Here is a 14,858-nt window from a genome sequence, read left to right on the forward strand (position 1 = left end):
ATGACGAGTGAAGAGAAAATAAGAAGCGCGTTTGAAAACAAAAACTGGCAGGAAATCAAAGTAACTGATTCATGGCAGATCTTTAAAATAATGGCCGAGTTTGTAGACGGCTTTGAAAAGTTGGCTAAAATTGGCCCATGTGTATCAATTTTTGGCTCTGCAAGAACTGCTGAAACCAACAAGTATTACCAAATGGCGGTAGATTGCGGTAAATTACTTACTGACCGTGGATATGGTGTAATTACTGGTGGTGGCCCGGGTATTATGGAAGCTGGTAATAAAGGTGCACATACGAATGGTGGAAAGTCTGTAGGACTTAACATTGACCTTCCTTTTGAGCAGTTCCACAATAAATATGTAGATCACAATAAATTACTGCAATTTGATTACTTCTTTGTAAGAAAAGTAATGTTCATGAAATACTCACAGGGTTTTATCGTATTACCTGGTGGAATGGGAACTATGGATGAATTATTCGAGGCGATTACCCTGATTCAAACTGGCAAAATTGCCCGTTTCCCTATCGTATTATTGGGTAAAGATTACTGGGGCGGATTAATTGACTGGATCAAAAATACAATGCTGGAGAAAGAGCATAATATCCATGCAGAAGATTTAAACCTGTTCAGATTAGCAGATACTGCTGAAGAAGCAACAGAGCATATCTTCAGGTTCTACGATAAATACGTTCTGAAACCGAATTTCTAATTATTGAAATCTATAGGGGTTAGATATGACTAACCCCCCCTCCTGATACAACTAATTTCATTGCATCAGCAGCATTCATATCCAATTCTTTGATCTTGTCTTTAGAGACGACACAAACCTGTCCGGCAAAAGAGTAAGAGAAAGGAAAATACACGACACAATCTCCGGGTAAACCAATTGAAGACAAGTCGTTCTGTGTTAAAAATCCAATTCTTTTAATATCCGCAGTCATCTCCACCAAAACAGGATGGTTAAATTTCTTTTCATCCCCAACAAATGCTTCGGTAAGATCTTTAATAGAAGAATAAATAAAGTTCAGGCCTGGTAATCTGTTCATCCAGCGGTTGAACCAGTTATACATCGGTTCAGTTACAAAATTGGTCACAAATATTCCTGCGGTCAGGATTAATGCGACAACCAGCGCAAGCCCTAAACCCGGAATATTTCTACTCTCTCCTGTTCTTGGATCAACGCCTAAAATATTATTCACATTCAGCCAGCTGTCAACTGTTGTCACAGCCCAGATCACAATATAAATACTTAACGCTATAGGCAATACTATCAGTAACCCTTTAATCAGGTAATTTAACAGCGCGCCTTCCCAATCCTATTCATAACACAAAACTACTCATAAAAATAGATGCGTTTTACCCTTTGAGAGATATTTGTTAAAATCTCATATGGAATCGTATCAATCTGTTTGGCTAAATCGGCAACAGTCAGCTCATTATTAAAAATAATAACCTCATCGCCGGTTTTAGCATCGAGTCCTGTCACGTCCAGCATACACATGTCCATTGCAATCGTACCAATCACCGGAGCCAGTTTACCGTTGACAAGCATCTTCCCTACCCCATTGCCAAATGACCTGCGGTATCCATCAGCATAACCGATTTTTATGGTTGCAGTTGTTCCACCTTCGGGCAAAACTCCCCAGCGTCCGTAACCGATTGTATCTTTTGGGCCAACAGTTTTAATTTGCGTAATCGTAGTTTTTAAAACAGCCACCGTACGCAGTCCTGTTTGATCTTTTAACCACTGTGTCATAACCATACAAACCTATACCGATCCTGACCATGTCCAACTGGGCTTCGGGATGCCTGGTAATCGCTGAGGTATTGGAAATATGACGTATAAAATCATAACCAATATTTTTCCTGATCTCTGTACTGAGATAAAGATAGGTTTCAAGCTGATAGCCTGTAAATTCATCATGCTGCTCATCTTCACTGGCTGCAAGATGAGAGAAAAAGCAGAAACTACTTTTATTTTATTTGTCTGGGTCAACAAGGGTAACAATTCTGGTAAATCCGGTTCTTCAAATCCCAGACGGTGCATACCACTATCAATTTTAATATGCACAGGATAAGCTTCAGTGATATCGGGCAGGAAAGCAATAAATGCTTTCAGGATATCAATATTATAAAGCTCAGGTTCCAGTTTATATTTCAAAATCGCCTCAAAAGCAAAAGGTTCAGGGCTCATCACCATAATAGGTAAGGTAATCCCGGCTTTTCTTAGCGCAATTCCTTCATCTGTATAAGCTACAGCAAGATAATCTACTTTATGATACTGTAGCAAATTTGCAATCTCAAAACTTCCGCTTCCGTAAGAGAAAGCTTTGACCATGGCCATGACCTTTACCCCTGGTTCCAGTTTTGATTTGTAAAATTTCAGGTTACTGGCCAATGCATTTAAATCAATTTCCATCACCGTTCCATGAACTTTTTGGGTCAGTAGTTTACTGATCCGTTCAAATTCAAATCGTCTCGCCCCTTTAACTAAGATAGTTTCATTGGCAAAAGTGATAGCAGCAAATTGCTGAATAAATTCTTCTGTACTTTCATAAAATGCCTTTGGCAGATCAAACAACGCTGCAAAAGATGAGATATGTGTACCGATACCAATCAGTCTGTTCACCTGCTTCTGTTTGATTAAAGCTGCAATCTCAGTATATAGTTCTTCATCAGTTTTACCAGTCTGTAATAAGTCTGATAAAATCAGGGTTTTTACAGGATGCTGATTTTGCTGATTTAAAAATCAAGGGCTATGGCAAGTGAAGAAGTGTCAGCACTATAAGAATCATCAATAATAGAGCATTGATTGATTCCGTTTTTTAATTCCAGACGCATATTTACGGCCGTCAACCGTTCTAAACGGAGGTCAGCCTGCTCTGGTGTGTACCCCAGAGCTAATAAAGCGGCCCAGCAGATAATTCCGTTTTCTACAGATGCTCTGTCACCAAAGGGCAGCAGGCATTCTATTTCTTCATTTTTATAAAGTGCTTTTATATAGCTTTTCCCATTTATAGGTTCTACAAAAAGGATAGCTAAATCTGCGTTGGTTTTTGTACTCCAGGAGAACTTATTCTCCCCAGGCAAATCTTTCTGAGCTATTGCCCCGGTATATTCCGGAGAATAAATAAAAAGATCTACCCCTGCGAATAGTTTCAGCTTCTCTTTCAGTTTTTCTGCTGATGAAGTAAAACCTTCTGCATGTGCTTCTCCTATATTGGTCAGGATACCTATGGTGGGTTGTATAATAATTGCTGCGAGATTTTGCATTTCTCCTTGTTTGGAAATACCTGCTTCGAAGATCCCAAGATTGTGTTCCTGATCGATCTGCCAGACAGACAAGGGAACTCCAAGCTGAGAATTAAAACTTTTTGGACTTCTGACAATATTAAAATCTGCCGAGAGTAACTGGTATAACCATTCTTTAACAATAGTTTTTCCATTACTGCCTGTGATGGCGATAACTTCAAGGTCAAATTTTGCGCGGTGAGCTACTGCTATATTTTGTAAGGCTGCCTGTACATCGGTCACTAAAAGAAAATTAGCATCAGGGAATTTTTGCTGATAATGATCAGGTTTACTGATCACAAAGTTTTTAATCCCATTAGCATAGGCCTCGGTTATAAACTCATGGCCGTCTCTTAACGCGGATATCGCAAAAAACAAAGAGGTTTCAGGGCTGATGACAATACGGCTGTCTATCAACAGGCTGTTAATTAAAGCAGGATGTTTTAATTCGAAGGATCTTCTATTTTAAAATTTCAGCGATCTGCTGAATCGTGTAGCTAATTTCACTCATTGATCCGGTACTAATAATTGGGTCCTAAGTTAAGCTTTTCCAGGAGCAGCTCTAAATTTAAGCCGGTAAAATTTAACAGGCTCTGATAATAATGCGGATATTTACAGCAGCAGATATTTAGCTTTGCTACTATATACACCATTGGAAAAAGAATATTCAAAACCAGCACTGGACAAAAGATCGGCTTTAGTGAAAGCAGAGAGTTATTGTGCTTACCAGGAACGTGCGCAACAAGAAGTCAGAAATAAACTTTATGACTGGGGATTGAGGCATGATGATGTCGAAGAAGTAATCACCGAATTAATCCTGAATAACTTCCTGAACGAAGAAAGGTTTGCCAATGCTTATGTCTCTGGCAAGTTCAACATCAAGAAATGGGGCAAAATTAAGATCAAACAGGGACTTAAATTAAAAAAGATCCCGGAAAAAATGATCACAAAGGCATTAACACGATCGATCGATATGATGATTATAAAAAAACTATCCTCGCAGCAGCAGAAAAAAAATCAGCAGTTTTAGTTGAGAAAGATGTCTATAAAAGGAAATACAAGCTAATTACCTATCTTATGGGGAAGGGCTTTGAAAATAATTTGATTTCTGAAGTACTGAATGACAATAACTTAAGCTAATACCTGTTTTTTTTATTAAAAATAACTTGACAGTAATATAAAAGTCCTTATATTTGCAATCCCAAACGGAAACAAGGTATACAGTTTTAAACCTTATGAAAGTGACGGAAACATCGGATGATGTTATTAAAACCAATGCGAAAGTAGCTCAGTTGGTAGAGCACGACCTTGCCAAGGTCGGGGTCGCGAGTTCGAATCTCGTCTTTCGCTCTAAGTATCTTCTTTACCAGAAGGTATTTATTTAAAAGGTTAACACCTGCTCAGATGGTGGAACTGGTAGACACGCAGGACTTAAAATCCTGTGACCTTAAAAGTCGTGCGGGTTCGTTCGATTCCCGCTCTGAGTACTAAACTGTATAAAGTTATGCAGAACCAATAATACCAATGCGAAAGTAGCTCAGTTGGTAGAGCACGACCTTGCCAAGGTCGGGGTCGCGAGTTCGAATCTCGTCTTTCGCTCTAAAACCTTCTTTACCAGAAGGTTTTTATTTTTAAAAGGTTTAACACCTGCTCAGATGGTGGAACTGGTAGACACGCAGGACTTAAAATCCTGTGACCTTAAAAGTCGTGCGGGTTCGATTCCCGCTCTGAGTACTGCTGAAAGGCTTTCGTAAATTACGGAAGCCTTTTTTGTTTTTTTTAAGACCTGATAAAGTTTTCAAGAACAAGTAAGATCTCTGTTTCAAATATTTTTCCCGTTGCTCCCTGCTCTTGCGGTTACTGCCAAAAGGCTGACTAATCGCATAGCTTTTACCAAATTTGTTTTGTTTATAAGATAGCGCATAATGCAGCAAACAATCTTCTTCTACACGTATAATGTACAACTCGTCAAAAAAAGACATGAGCGCGTAAGTATACAAACCAGGAATCTTACGGTAAACTTCCCTTGTCCCCTGATTAAATACATAAGTAATGTTGAAATTGAACAAGAAATCGTAAACCGCAGCAATAGCTGAGACCAATCCAATAGTGAACACGCCCAATAGCGTATCGTGGTGTAAACTGAGCATAGGGGCTACACTAAATATTACCATGGCGACAATACCAAAAAAAAGGACTTTACTTTTGTAATCTCTTTTAGGCTGAAAGCTTAATTGCCCGCCCTCTATTTTCAAATTATAACCTGCCATATTATCTTATATCTTTTCCTGTGCTTTTATTCTTCTCCATAATGGAAATTGACAATGCCAGCTATGACGAAGAATAGTCCAAAAACCAGGTAACTGATAACTTTGATATAGGGTTCATTTCTATTGCCACTATAGATATGATCTTGTGCGAAATGATCATCGTTTTTATAGCTTTGGTTATTCATGTTTTTGATTTTAAATCCTGCTTCTATTTAAATAGTTCAATCCTGCTGAAATGCCTTTATCGTACCATTCGTATTGAAATCAATGGAATACCGCCCCCGGGTACCATTGATTGTACCTGGAAACCATCGCATACGATTATCCCAGATGGATATATAAACATAATTAGTTGGTTTAGCCCCTTCTACCTGAGTAACCTTCTCGTTGTACTCCTTCAAAACATTAACTGCACAGGGAAAACTGAGATCATTCAGGGGCATTAATCTGCTTTCTATATTACGGGCAACTGCCTGTACAGGTTTTGGTACCGACCATTTATCATTTTCATAAACATATTCGTCAAGATATTTAGGGTTTTCAGGATGTTGCAAGGTCAGCCTGATTCTTCCATCTTCATCAAAGTGAACAGATTGATAGACCATAATGTCTTTTCCTGCATATTGTGGTAAATCTCTAAGCTTCATTTCTGCCTTTTCTAATTGGGCAGCAGTTAGAAAAACTTGTTTATTCTTTTGTTTACCACCGCCGCGGCAGAAATATGGGTATCCCTTATTTGTTTCAGGTTTATACTTTTCAGGAATTGATCTACTCTTTCTTGAATCTCCTTATTGTTTCCGGGTGTTTTATTTTTCTCCAGCTTTTCCAGATCACTGAAAAACTCCTTTGCTTTTCCCTGCATTTCTTTAGTATTCAGCGTATCACCGTTAACAATTACTTGTTGATCCTGTACATGTGTCGTATGAGTTGTAGTATTTTTCACAGTAGTGACATTTGCACCCGGTTTTTGGTTATGGCGTTCTACAGAAGCCCGATCGGGCTTCAGCGTTTCGTTTACACTTTTAGTAATTTCCTTACAGGCTGGTAAAAGCAAAATGCTAGCGGTTACCAGGCGAAATATTCTTTTTAACGCTTTCATAAATTACAGTTAATACTTTTAAATCACTCAAAAAGGCGATCTGTCTGGGATCTTCCTTCAGATAAAAAATGTCCACTTCCTTTTGTCGGGTCCTGTCAAGATCTAATAAGCCAATTTTTTTTTTGATACTCACATGATGCCGTTGATTTCTATAGTCTGCAAACTCTAATACAAACTCAATCATAGGTTGTTCGTTGATATAAGTACCTGTTTCGCTAGCTTTCAATAGTTTTGCAGTCGCAGGTAATCCTTTATATTTGATTAAAAAGTCATTTTTGTAATTTTCATTGGCAAGTTTGGAGATTATTTTCCCAAGGACCCTGATATTACCAAGCATGAATATCAGCGCACAGATGATAAGCGGGTGATAAAAAACCATAAAACGCCAGCCCATCCCCTCGTTTTCTGTTTGGTAGCTAAAGTAATAATAGCCTGCTATGATTGCCGCAACCCCCAGCAAGGCAAGATGAAGCCATACCAGCATCTTTATTTTAAGACTCACCTGGAAACTGGAAAGAACTATATAGGGATAGTCCTTTGGGTTTTGGTCCATAACGACTTCGACCTTATTTCCCGCCTGAAATCTGCGTTCGTAGGCTTTGGTATCATCATTTACTATTAATTTCTCCTCTATTTCAGCTCCTGCAAGGTTTTTAAAGGACAAATTCAATTCGTAGGTACTATATCCGACACCAGGAATGGATTGATCAGTGCTTGTAAGTATCCTGGCTTCGCGTTTTACCCCGTTATCCTTAAGCCATTCTATTTTCCGCTTTAAAGACAGGGTTTGTAATATCCATTTGTTGTAATAGCCAACCAAAACGAGGAGCCAAAGGATAACGGACAAAGCCACCAAACCCAGAGCTATCCTGGGATCCGCGTTTACCAGATCCGGAGGATTATCACCCTTGATCCCATAATACATAATCATAGGAAAAGGTATCGCATAAAATAAGGTAAACAATTTCCAGAATATAGAGAAGCCTCCTCTTGTCATAAGTCGGATTTAAGATGTCCATAAATGTAAAGTCCAGCCAGCAGTAAAAATATTGCTCCGAAAAATATAGCTGCTATCCACAGCAGTATCTTGCCTTTTGTACCTATTTTAAAGGAGGTTATTACTTTGATGTCTCTTTTCTCCGTTTTGTGAAAATCTTCAAGTTCGTTGTTCCACCGTATAAGCGGCACATCCTGTTCGCAATGGCTGCAACTAACAGAAGCAGTAATTTTCTTTGTGTTGTGTATATTATCTGTTTCTATCTGCAACTGATAAAAGCTCATTTCCATCTTATTAGCAGTAAGGCACAACGGGCAATCAAGCACAGGCACATGCAAAGTTTTAAGATAAAGGTGGTTTTTGTTTATCTGAATCATCTGCTTATAATTTATTGTGGCAAACCCATAATATCATATAACTCATCACTAAGCCTTTGTAACGGCCTTGAGGTAAAAAAGCATTGATAAAGCAAAATATTTATCATTTTGCCGTTTCTTTCCATAACCAAAATACCCGATATGCCTAATGTGATAAAAGCACTTTTAAGTTTAGATACAAGAAAGTGATCAAAATTATCAAAACTATAAGTGACTGGCGAGCTGAAATAAAAAGATTTCCGTTGTATTTCCCGGGTTTTAACGTCAAATTGCATACTTGCAGTACTGCGCAAAATAGCCATCACAACAATAAAAGCTAATATTGCAGCCCCCGCATAACTGCCTTTTGTCGTACCATATATCAAAGTGGCTATCATCGCACAGAAAGCGATGATAGCCATGGCATAGAAATAGCTCTTCTGCACTTTGAAGTGGTAAATGTTGTCTTCCTGTTCAAAAAATTTAAATGTTTGCATTTCTGATTAGAGTTTAAATGGCATCCTTTTCAATTTAGACTTACCCGATAAAGGAAAATTTGTTTTCGAACATTTTACCTACAAGCGGTACTGGCTTTTGGGCTTCATTAGCTGCATTAATAATCCCCAGAACCCAAAGCACCAGAATGATATAACCTGCTAAGCCCAGAAAAGCAAGAGAAGGTATAATGGAGGCTACAATGGTTAAGACCACATTAAAAATAATACTGATAATAGCTAGTCCCAATGCCTGCCTTAAAAATGATATTTAAGCAGAGGATCATTATTGTCTTTTCCACTGAAATAGGCTACCAGCCAGCCAATAATAGTAATGTACGATACGATAGATAATGTTTTGCTGTTCATGTTTTGATTTCGTTTAATTAAAAAATTATTTGATAACAAAATTGCAGTCCCGTATAGCTTTTTCCAAATACAGAGCTACTACAAAATGGCTACATCCAGGTAAAATGAGTGTCTACAATATGTCTACATCAAAAACAAACAACTGAATACCAACAAAATGCAGGCAAAAAAAATATTAAAAACTAAGACATAACCTGTAGTCATCAGTACATATTTATGTTATTTTTACTTTATGAATTATCTAAAGCAAATATTGTTTTGCATAGTTGCGTGTTTCTCATTTTATGTAACAGTAGCGCAAACCCATGGTAATGGACATCAGGATGGGGCCGGAAAAGAGAAATCTGCCCGGCTTATACGTTTGGCTGAATGGTACCGGATTAATGAAAATTATAAGTCTGGTATTACCAGCGCACAGGAGGCCGCCACCATTGCACTAAAACTGCGCGATTTTACCACCGCGACAAAAGCTTATGTGGTACTTGCCGTTATTTATGCTAATCAGCAACGGCTCTCATTACTAAAAAAAACAGTTGATTCGGCATCACTTACCGCGCAACGGGCACATAGCCCTGTAGCTATGGCCTATGGTTATTATGCCCAGGCTTCTTTTTATAAGAATATTGATAATCCAGAACTGGCAGTTAAATATGGCCAGATGGGGCTTAAAGAATTAAAAAACACATCCGACCATTATATTTCTGCCAAAAAATAAATTATCTCCTGTATGCTATAAATTCCAATTGGGATAATGTCGCCAGTGTAAACCGCTATGCCAGGCAGGCTACAGAAAACGCCTTATTTTCTACAGATTACAATCTGCTGGGCAACTGTTATACGGCCTTATCTGTTGCAGCAGATTATAACTACAATGCTACTAAAAGTACAGCACAGCGGGATAGCATTCTTTATTTCTTAAAAAAAGTGGAGGAGATCTACCAGCAGCATCCAAAGGAAATCGCTCCAAAAACCTATGGTATTGCCTGTATTAATATAGCCAGTTATTATTTAAAAAATTTCGAAGAAACTGATAAAGATGCCAAAGCAAACGCTATTCAATATGCCAACATAGCTCAGATAGTAATGAAAGGTGCGGTTAATGGTGAAGAAATTATAGCCAGTGGCCTGGGAGTCCTAAGCGAATACGCTATGCGTGAAAAAAACTTCCCTTTGGCAGAAAGCTATCTGCTGCAGGCCTATACGATGATGCAGACCGAAGAAAAACCTTACTACTATACTTTAGTCAACGTGGTACGTTCTCTTGCTCAGTTCTATGAACAAATGGAAAACTATCCCATGGCATTGAAATTTCAGAAAAAATTAACGGAATACAATGCTAAACTTTTTGACCAGAAGCGGGCCCTTAATGTGCAAAAGCTGGAAATACAATATGAAGTGAAAAAAAAAAAAACAATGAAGTGATGTTATTACGACAAAAGGAAAAGTACAACAGTACACAAAAGAATCTCTACATTGGTATTGCTGCAGCTCTTTTACTTGGCCTCATTTTTATGTTTCGTTCCTACCACTTCCGTCTGCGCTATTCATTACAACGTGAAAAACAATTGCATTTAGAAAAAAACACGAAGCAGAATTACAGACAAAACTGGGGGAAGAAGAACAGTTAAGATTAAAAGCAGAACAACAATTACTGGAAACCCAGCAACAACAACTGCAAAAAGAAATGATGGCCAATGTCCTGCAACTGGAGCATAAAAAGGATATGCTTTCAAAAATCAGGGAAAAACTAAATGATAACCATGAATTGAATATCAATAAAATATGGAATGAAGAATTATTACTGGACACTGATTTTGAAAACACAAAGCTTCACATTCAACAGGTACATCCCGATTTCTTTTCCATTCTAAACGAAAAAGCTCAGCAAAAACTCACACCGCTTGATCTCAAACTTTGCGCTTATCTATACCTGAAACTGGATACCAAAAAAATAGCTTCTATCCTGCATATAGAACCTAAAAGCGTACGCATGAGCCGTTACCGGATTAAACAAAAACTGGAACTCGACAAAGAAGAAGACCTGAATATCTTTCTGCAGAACCTGGGATAAATTATCAGGTCGCGCAGACTTTACCTCTTTAAGCTCATATAATCTAAAGCCAGGTTACTCAAAGTATTAACTCCCAATACAAAACCACTCTCATCAATAAAAAAGTCAGGTGTATGATGTGAAGGGGCTTTCATGGGGTCCTGATCTTTTGGCATTCCACCCAGAAAAATGAATAAACCAGGAACCTTCTCCTGGTAGAAAGAAAAATCTTCCGCCCCTGTTACCGGAGGTCTTAGTTTCACATGAGCTGAACCAGCACTCTGCTGTAAACTTGGCAGCATCTTTTCTGTTAAAGTGATATCATTAAAAGTCACCGGATAATGTGTGTGATATGGGATTTCAACCTTGGCAGTCCCACCCCCAGCTTCAGCAGTTTTAGTCGCTATTGTGGTTATCCGCTCAACGAACATAGCCTCATCCTTTTGACTTAAAGTACGGACAGTCCCAAACATCTCTACCGTTTCTGGTATTATGTTAGACCTGACACCTCCGTTAATCATCCCTATAGTAACAACTCCTGGATTTTCAGTTACGTTCAGGTTCCTGCTGACTATAGTTTGCAGGTTATTTATAATCTGTGCGGATATCACTATAGGATCAACACTACTCCATGGATAACCACCATGTGCCTGTTTTCCGGTTACAGTAATTTTCAAACCATTACTACCTGCCATTTCCCCCCGGGCGATAGGCAATATCACCCACAGCAGTTTGAGAGTTGATGTGTAAGCCAAAAATAACATCCACTTTCGGGTTTTCCAATACACCTTCCTTAACCATCAGCTCAGCTCCCCCCTGCTCTCCCTCAGGTGCTCCTTCTTCAGCTGGCTGAAATATGAATTTTATTGTTCCGGATATATCTTTTCTTATGGAAGCCAAAACCTCAGCCACCCCCATAAGAATAGCTACATGGGAATCATGGCCACAGGCATGCATGACTCCTACCTCTTTTCCATTGTAAATGGCTTTCACCTTTGAAGCAAAAGGCAAATTAACACGTTCCGTAACCGGAAGTCCGTCCATATCTGCTCTCAGTGCCACTACTGGCCCGGGTTTTCCACCTTTCAGAATTCCTACCACACCTGTTTTGGCAACACCAGTCTGTACCTCAATACCTAATGATTTCAAATGTTTTGCCACAATACCAGCTGTTCTTACTTCACTATTTCCAAGTTCCGGATGTTCATGAAAATCACGACGCCAATCAATTACCTTCTTTTCAATACTAAGGGCTTTTTTAGAGACCTCCATTCTTAAGCTGTTTTTTTTGTGCCACCGCACCTGACGAAATCAAAACCAGCAACGCAAAGTAATATTTTTTCATAGGTCGTATTTTCCATTAAAAATAAGATTTTAAAGGAACTAAATCCGGAAAATAAATAGAACTCTTATCTGCTATTCCTTTTCGTACTGTAAACAAACTACCCCTGAGGAAAAAGTATTGCTATTTACCAATTTGAGCTTAATTGATTCTTTTACAGCACTGAATACCGGGATACCCTGCCCCAATATGATCGGATTGATGAATATCCAAAAGACATCGATTAAGTTGTCCTTCAAAAGTGAATGTACCGCTGTCGGGCTTCCCAGCATCAGGATATTTCTTCCCTCCTGCTCTTTTAATATTTTAATCTGCTCAGATACCTGATCACTGATGATCGTGGTATTATGAATTTGCTGTCCCCGTAAAGTTTCTGATAAAACAACTTTAGCAACTTTATTATACCAGGCAGAATGTTCAATATCGTGCTTGGAAGCATCGGGCTGATCAGCTGCATTTGGCCAATAGTTATCCATCATATCATAAGTCACCCGCCCATATAAAGCGGTGTGTCTGCTAGATTTGTTTGTTCATTTGCATAATCGAACAATTCATCACTGACATTAATCCAGCTCATTTCGCCATTCGGCCCCGCAGCAAAACCATCTAATGAGGCATGCATGAATAAAACTAATTTTCTCATCGCAAGTATTTTTTTAATAAACTTACGAAGGAATATCAAATCAAAAAGGGTGTAAACAAGCCATTTAAGCGGGGCACTTATAATTATATTTTTGAAGGTGCCATTCCGTATTTCTTCTTAAAAGCGAAAGAAAAATGTGACAGATCTTCAAATCCTACTTCCAGATAAACATCAGAAACAGTTTTACCCTTTTCCCTGATCAAGTGATAGGCTTCCTGTAATCTTCGTTGCTGTAGCCATCTGTTTGGAGAAGTTTGATAAATTTTTTCAAAATCTCTTTTAAAAGTGGCAAGGCTTCTGCCTGTTAAGTATGCAAATCTTTTCATTTCCACATTGAAATGAAAATTCTTATTCATAAAAGCTTCCAGGTCAATCAATTTTACCCGGTTCCGCAAAGTCAAACAAAGTACCAGCCAACTCTGGATTGGTTTGAAGCAGGATCAAAATTGCTTCTCTCAATTTTAAGGATAGTAACTTTTCATTTTCCGGTTGCCCCAGCTGATAGGGAACAAGAGAATCCATAAAGCTCTTATAGAGTGGCTCAGGCTTTAAGGATTGAATAACATCAATATCCTGTTTTTTCACTCCTTCATAACCATATTCTATACTGAAATCACGAAGTGTTTGCTGATCAAGACGAATGGATATAGATTTAAACTCCCCGTTTTCTGGTGGTATTTTAGTGAATTTAACCAGATGATTCCTTTTAAAAAAGCGAAAATCCCCTTCCCCGAAAATATGCGATTGATTGCCATCATAGATATGGAGTGCCCCGAATATCTGATAACTAAAGACATGTTCAGGAACAAACTGCTCTCCTTCTCTGCTTTTAGTTGTATAGCAGGAATAAAGTATACTCGCCAATTTCTTATCTTCTTCTCGTTTGAACATATCAATATCAAATATAAAGCTTAAGCACCATCAATTGGAGCCGGTGCTTAAATTTTAATATTACCCTTTGGCTAACCACTCTTTTCCTTCTTTAGTTTCCAGAAAATTTACGGCATCTGTATGATCTGTAGAAATAGATACTGGTATCCATTTTTCAAATTCTTCTGCTTTTAGAGCTTCAGCATGCTTAACAAGGCCTACTGCTTCACTTCCTAAGATCAGGTGTATTGGCGGGTGGGGATGTTCAACCAGTTCAATCATTACTTTTGCAGCTTTGTCAGGATCTCCCATCGGGACAAATGCCCCTCCTTTAAACATTTCAATTCTCTGATCAACCGTTTCATATCCTTCTACCTGTTTAGCATAAGTCATAGAATCACCTGCCCAATCGGTACGGAACCCACCCGGCTCAACGCTGGTTACATATATCCCTAAAGAAACGACTTCTTTAGCTAGTGCCTCACTAAAACCTCCTAAACAAAAATTTAGCAGCCTGATAGATGGATAGCCCGATACTTCCCACTCTGCCACCTACTGAACTGATTTGCAGGATACGGCCTGATCCTTGTTTACGCATATAAGGCAATACTGTCCGTGTAATTGCTATAGGTGCATATAAGTTTGTTTCCAGCTGGTTACGCACCTGCTGAGCTGTAAAAGCTTCTGTAGCCCCGGTAATACCAAATCCCGCATTGTTCACCAAAACATCAATACGTCCAAAATGTTCAATTGCGAGACTAACTGCCTGATCGATTTGTTTCTGGTCGTTCACATCCAGTTGTACCGGGTAAAGCTGATCTGGATATGCTGTTAAAAGTTCTTTTAATTGTGTTGTATCTCTGGCAGTTGCTACTACTTTATCACCATTGGTTAAAACACTTTCTGTCAGGTTTCTTCCCAATCCACGGGAACTTCCGGTAATAAACCAAACCTTTGTTATTGTTTCTGAATTCGTCATTGTCTGTGTTTTTTAATTCTGATAAAGCTCTCGGTAGTATTCAGCCGGTTTGTTTTGTTGGTAAGCTCATAATTATTTGTTGAAAAGCTCATTAATGAC

At 38.6% G+C, this 14,858-nt stretch carries 25 protein-coding genes, 4 tRNA genes and 2 pseudogenes; 11 read left to right on the forward strand and 20 right to left on the reverse strand.

What is annotated here, in order from left to right:
• On the forward strand, positions 1-708 hold the full coding sequence (locus ACWYN3_RS18390; RefSeq protein WP_041884462.1) for an LOG family protein: 708 nt from the start codon (positions 1-3) through the stop codon (positions 706-708).
• A gap of 19 nt (positions 709-727) precedes the next feature.
• Here ACWYN3_RS18390 and ACWYN3_RS18395 read toward each other — a convergent pair whose 3' ends face one another.
• From ACWYN3_RS18395 to ACWYN3_RS18415, 5 genes and pseudogenes are all read right to left on the reverse strand, one after another.
• Positions 728-1,237 carry a DUF502 domain-containing protein gene (locus ACWYN3_RS18395; protein ID WP_456222426.1) on the reverse strand — a complete coding sequence of 170 codons (510 nt, stop codon included), beginning with the start codon at positions 1,235-1,237 and terminating at the stop codon, positions 728-730.
• Positions 1,238-1,332: 95 nt separating this feature from the next.
• A complete protein-coding gene (locus ACWYN3_RS18400; protein WP_456222427.1) occupies positions 1,333-1,755 on the reverse strand; it encodes an alanine racemase C-terminal domain-containing protein in 423 nt (140 codons plus the stop codon).
• Positions 1,682-1,891 (reverse strand): annotated as a pseudogene (locus ACWYN3_RS18405) (alanine racemase); the annotation flags it as partial. The pseudogene ACWYN3_RS18405 and the gene ACWYN3_RS18400, both read right to left, overlap by 74 nt.
• A 122-nt stretch (positions 1,892-2,013) precedes the next feature.
• Positions 2,014-2,418, reverse strand: a pseudogene (locus tag ACWYN3_RS18410) (alanine racemase); the annotation flags it as partial.
• A gap of 323 nt (positions 2,419-2,741) precedes the next feature.
• Entirely contained in the window at positions 2,742-3,707 is a 966-nt protein-coding gene (locus ACWYN3_RS18415; RefSeq protein ID WP_456222428.1) for a Mur ligase family protein, read from the reverse strand.
• 217 nt (positions 3,708-3,924) lie between these two features.
• Between ACWYN3_RS18415 and ACWYN3_RS18420 the strand changes: the two genes are divergently transcribed.
• The 6 genes from ACWYN3_RS18420 (at position 3,925) to ACWYN3_RS18445 (ending at position 5,024) form a co-directional block, all read left to right on the forward strand.
• Positions 3,925-4,320: a regulatory protein RecX gene (locus ACWYN3_RS18420; protein ID WP_456222429.1), complete on the forward strand. Its 396-nt coding sequence runs from the start codon at positions 3,925-3,927 to the stop codon at positions 4,318-4,320.
• Entirely contained in the window at positions 4,284-4,430 is a 147-nt protein-coding gene (locus ACWYN3_RS18425; protein ID WP_456223069.1) for a hypothetical protein, read from the forward strand. Before ACWYN3_RS18420 ends, ACWYN3_RS18425 begins: the two co-directional genes overlap by 37 nt.
• 137 nt (positions 4,431-4,567) lie before the next feature.
• Positions 4,568-4,640, forward strand: a tRNA-Gly gene (locus tag ACWYN3_RS18430).
• Between the two features lie 48 nt (positions 4,641-4,688).
• Positions 4,689-4,777, forward strand: a tRNA-Leu gene (locus ACWYN3_RS18435).
• Positions 4,778-4,816: 39 nt separating this feature from the next.
• A tRNA-Gly gene (locus ACWYN3_RS18440) sits at positions 4,817-4,889 on the forward strand.
• 50 nt (positions 4,890-4,939) lie between these two features.
• Positions 4,940-5,024, forward strand: a tRNA-Leu gene (locus ACWYN3_RS18445).
• A gap of 562 nt (positions 5,025-5,586) precedes the next feature.
• On the opposite strand, the gene ACWYN3_RS18450 is transcribed toward ACWYN3_RS18445, so the two are convergent.
• From ACWYN3_RS18450 to ACWYN3_RS18480, 7 genes are read right to left on the reverse strand one after another with little or no spacing between them, the layout of a single operon-like run.
• The gene (locus ACWYN3_RS18450; RefSeq protein ID WP_456222430.1) at positions 5,587-5,745 is read right to left on the reverse strand and encodes a hypothetical protein; all 159 of its coding nucleotides are present in this window, start codon (positions 5,743-5,745) and stop codon (positions 5,587-5,589) included.
• 36 nt (positions 5,746-5,781) lie between these two features.
• Complete coding sequence (locus ACWYN3_RS18455) at positions 5,782-6,207, reverse strand: hypothetical protein (RefSeq protein WP_456222431.1); 426 nt, start codon at positions 6,205-6,207, stop codon at positions 5,782-5,784.
• Positions 6,208-6,233: 26 nt separating this feature from the next.
• A complete protein-coding gene (locus ACWYN3_RS18460) occupies positions 6,234-6,614 on the reverse strand; it encodes a hypothetical protein (RefSeq protein WP_456222432.1) in 381 nt (126 codons plus the stop codon).
• 4 nt (positions 6,615-6,618) lie between these two features.
• A complete protein-coding gene (locus ACWYN3_RS18465) occupies positions 6,619-7,656 on the reverse strand; it encodes a hypothetical protein (protein WP_456222433.1) in 1,038 nt (345 codons plus the stop codon).
• A complete protein-coding gene (locus ACWYN3_RS18470; RefSeq protein ID WP_456222434.1) occupies positions 7,653-8,033 on the reverse strand; it encodes a hypothetical protein in 381 nt (126 codons plus the stop codon). The genes ACWYN3_RS18465 and ACWYN3_RS18470 overlap by 4 nt, the downstream gene beginning before the upstream one ends.
• A gap of 11 nt (positions 8,034-8,044) precedes the next feature.
• Positions 8,045-8,509, reverse strand: a complete 465-nt coding sequence (locus ACWYN3_RS18475) for a hypothetical protein (protein ID WP_456222435.1) — start codon at positions 8,507-8,509, stop codon at positions 8,045-8,047.
• 40 nt (positions 8,510-8,549) lie between these two features.
• A complete protein-coding gene (locus tag ACWYN3_RS18480) occupies positions 8,550-8,756 on the reverse strand; it encodes a hypothetical protein (protein ID WP_456222436.1) in 207 nt (68 codons plus the stop codon).
• Between the two features lie 351 nt (positions 8,757-9,107).
• Between ACWYN3_RS18480 and ACWYN3_RS18485 the strand changes: the two genes are divergently transcribed.
• The 4 genes from ACWYN3_RS18485 to ACWYN3_RS18500 all read left to right on the forward strand — a co-directional run bounded on the left by ACWYN3_RS18485 (position 9,108) and on the right by ACWYN3_RS18500 (position 10,946).
• Positions 9,108-9,590 carry a hypothetical protein gene (locus ACWYN3_RS18485; protein ID WP_456222437.1) on the forward strand — a complete coding sequence of 161 codons (483 nt, stop codon included), beginning with the start codon at positions 9,108-9,110 and terminating at the stop codon, positions 9,588-9,590.
• A 209-nt stretch (positions 9,591-9,799) separates the two neighbouring features.
• Entirely contained in the window at positions 9,800-10,297 is a 498-nt protein-coding gene (locus tag ACWYN3_RS18490; RefSeq protein ID WP_456222438.1) for a hypothetical protein, read from the forward strand.
• The gene (locus ACWYN3_RS18495; RefSeq protein WP_456222439.1) at positions 10,297-10,503 is read left to right on the forward strand and encodes a hypothetical protein; all 207 of its coding nucleotides are present in this window, start codon (positions 10,297-10,299) and stop codon (positions 10,501-10,503) included. Before ACWYN3_RS18490 ends, ACWYN3_RS18495 begins: the two co-directional genes overlap by 1 nt.
• 56 nt (positions 10,504-10,559) lie before the next feature.
• Positions 10,560-10,946 carry a helix-turn-helix transcriptional regulator gene (locus tag ACWYN3_RS18500; protein ID WP_456222440.1) on the forward strand — a complete coding sequence of 129 codons (387 nt, stop codon included), beginning with the start codon at positions 10,560-10,562 and terminating at the stop codon, positions 10,944-10,946.
• Positions 10,947-10,966: 20 nt separating this feature from the next.
• Here the strand turns inward: ACWYN3_RS18500 and ACWYN3_RS18505 are convergent, their stop codons facing one another.
• From ACWYN3_RS18505 to ACWYN3_RS18540, 8 genes are all read right to left on the reverse strand, one after another.
• Positions 10,967-11,641 (reverse strand): M20/M25/M40 family metallo-hydrolase, encoded by a 675-nt coding sequence (locus ACWYN3_RS18505; protein ID WP_456222441.1) that lies wholly within the window; start codon positions 11,639-11,641, stop codon positions 10,967-10,969.
• A complete protein-coding gene (locus ACWYN3_RS18510; protein ID WP_456222442.1) occupies positions 11,610-12,197 on the reverse strand; it encodes an amidohydrolase in 588 nt (195 codons plus the stop codon). Before ACWYN3_RS18510 ends, ACWYN3_RS18505 begins: the two co-directional genes overlap by 32 nt.
• A gap of 144 nt (positions 12,198-12,341) precedes the next feature.
• Positions 12,342-12,746 (reverse strand): dihydrofolate reductase family protein, encoded by a 405-nt coding sequence (locus tag ACWYN3_RS18515; protein WP_456222443.1) that lies wholly within the window; start codon positions 12,744-12,746, stop codon positions 12,342-12,344.
• A gap of 8 nt (positions 12,747-12,754) precedes the next feature.
• Positions 12,755-12,910 carry a hypothetical protein gene (locus tag ACWYN3_RS18520; RefSeq protein ID WP_456222444.1) on the reverse strand — a complete coding sequence of 52 codons (156 nt, stop codon included), beginning with the start codon at positions 12,908-12,910 and terminating at the stop codon, positions 12,755-12,757.
• Positions 12,911-12,993: 83 nt separating this feature from the next.
• Positions 12,994-13,266, reverse strand: a complete 273-nt coding sequence (locus ACWYN3_RS18525; RefSeq protein WP_456222445.1) for a helix-turn-helix domain-containing protein — start codon at positions 13,264-13,266, stop codon at positions 12,994-12,996.
• A 13-nt stretch (positions 13,267-13,279) separates the two neighbouring features.
• Positions 13,280-13,801, reverse strand: coding sequence for a hypothetical protein (locus tag ACWYN3_RS18530; protein ID WP_456222446.1), 522 nt, complete (start codon positions 13,799-13,801; stop codon positions 13,280-13,282).
• Between the two features lie 60 nt (positions 13,802-13,861).
• On the reverse strand, positions 13,862-14,332 hold the full coding sequence (locus tag ACWYN3_RS18535) for a hypothetical protein (RefSeq protein WP_456222447.1): 471 nt from the start codon (positions 14,330-14,332) through the stop codon (positions 13,862-13,864).
• Positions 14,265-14,759 carry an SDR family NAD(P)-dependent oxidoreductase gene (locus ACWYN3_RS18540; protein ID WP_456222448.1) on the reverse strand — a complete coding sequence of 165 codons (495 nt, stop codon included), beginning with the start codon at positions 14,757-14,759 and terminating at the stop codon, positions 14,265-14,267. The genes ACWYN3_RS18535 and ACWYN3_RS18540 overlap by 68 nt, the downstream gene beginning before the upstream one ends.
• Positions 14,760-14,858: the final 99 nt, after the last annotated feature.

The sequence above is a fragment of the Pedobacter sp. NJ-S-72 genome (assembly GCF_053890575.1).

What these genes read in the sequence shown, in the direction of transcription:
- ACWYN3_RS18390 (WP_041884462.1), top strand. Translation starts at nt 1, where the DNA reads ATGACGAGTGAAGAGAAAATAAGAAGCGCGTTTGAAAACAAAAACTGG.
- ACWYN3_RS18400 (WP_456222427.1), bottom strand. Translation starts at nt 1,755, where the DNA reads ATGACACAGTGGTTAAAAGATCAAACAGGACTGCGTACGGTGGCTGTT.
- ACWYN3_RS18450 (WP_456222430.1), bottom strand. Translation starts at nt 5,745, where the DNA reads ATGAATAACCAAAGCTATAAAAACGATGATCATTTCGCACAAGATCAT.
- ACWYN3_RS18455 (WP_456222431.1), bottom strand. Translation starts at nt 6,207, where the DNA reads ATGAAGCTTAGAGATTTACCACAATATGCAGGAAAAGACATTATGGTC.
- ACWYN3_RS18465 (WP_456222433.1), bottom strand. Translation starts at nt 7,656, where the DNA reads ATGACAAGAGGAGGCTTCTCTATATTCTGGAAATTGTTTACCTTATTT.
- ACWYN3_RS18470 (WP_456222434.1), bottom strand. Translation starts at nt 8,033, where the DNA reads ATGATTCAGATAAACAAAAACCACCTTTATCTTAAAACTTTGCATGTG.
- ACWYN3_RS18475 (WP_456222435.1), bottom strand. Translation starts at nt 8,509, where the DNA reads ATGCAAACATTTAAATTTTTTGAACAGGAAGACAACATTTACCACTTC.
- ACWYN3_RS18485 (WP_456222437.1), top strand. Translation starts at nt 9,108, where the DNA reads ATGAATTATCTAAAGCAAATATTGTTTTGCATAGTTGCGTGTTTCTCA.
- ACWYN3_RS18495 (WP_456222439.1), top strand. Translation starts at nt 10,297, where the DNA reads ATGTTATTACGACAAAAGGAAAAGTACAACAGTACACAAAAGAATCTC.
- ACWYN3_RS18500 (WP_456222440.1), top strand. Translation starts at nt 10,560, where the DNA reads ATGATGGCCAATGTCCTGCAACTGGAGCATAAAAAGGATATGCTTTCA.
- ACWYN3_RS18510 (WP_456222442.1), bottom strand. Translation starts at nt 12,197, where the DNA reads ATGGAGGTCTCTAAAAAAGCCCTTAGTATTGAAAAGAAGGTAATTGAT.
- ACWYN3_RS18515 (WP_456222443.1), bottom strand. Translation starts at nt 12,746, where the DNA reads ATGATGGATAACTATTGGCCAAATGCAGCTGATCAGCCCGATGCTTCC.
- ACWYN3_RS18520 (WP_456222444.1), bottom strand. Translation starts at nt 12,910, where the DNA reads ATGAGAAAATTAGTTTTATTCATGCATGCCTCATTAGATGGTTTTGCT.
- ACWYN3_RS18525 (WP_456222445.1), bottom strand. Translation starts at nt 13,266, where the DNA reads ATGAATAAGAATTTTCATTTCAATGTGGAAATGAAAAGATTTGCATAC.
- ACWYN3_RS18530 (WP_456222446.1), bottom strand. Translation starts at nt 13,801, where the DNA reads ATGTTCAAACGAGAAGAAGATAAGAAATTGGCGAGTATACTTTATTCC.
- ACWYN3_RS18540 (WP_456222448.1), bottom strand. Translation starts at nt 14,759, where the DNA reads ATGACGAATTCAGAAACAATAACAAAGGTTTGGTTTATTACCGGAAGT.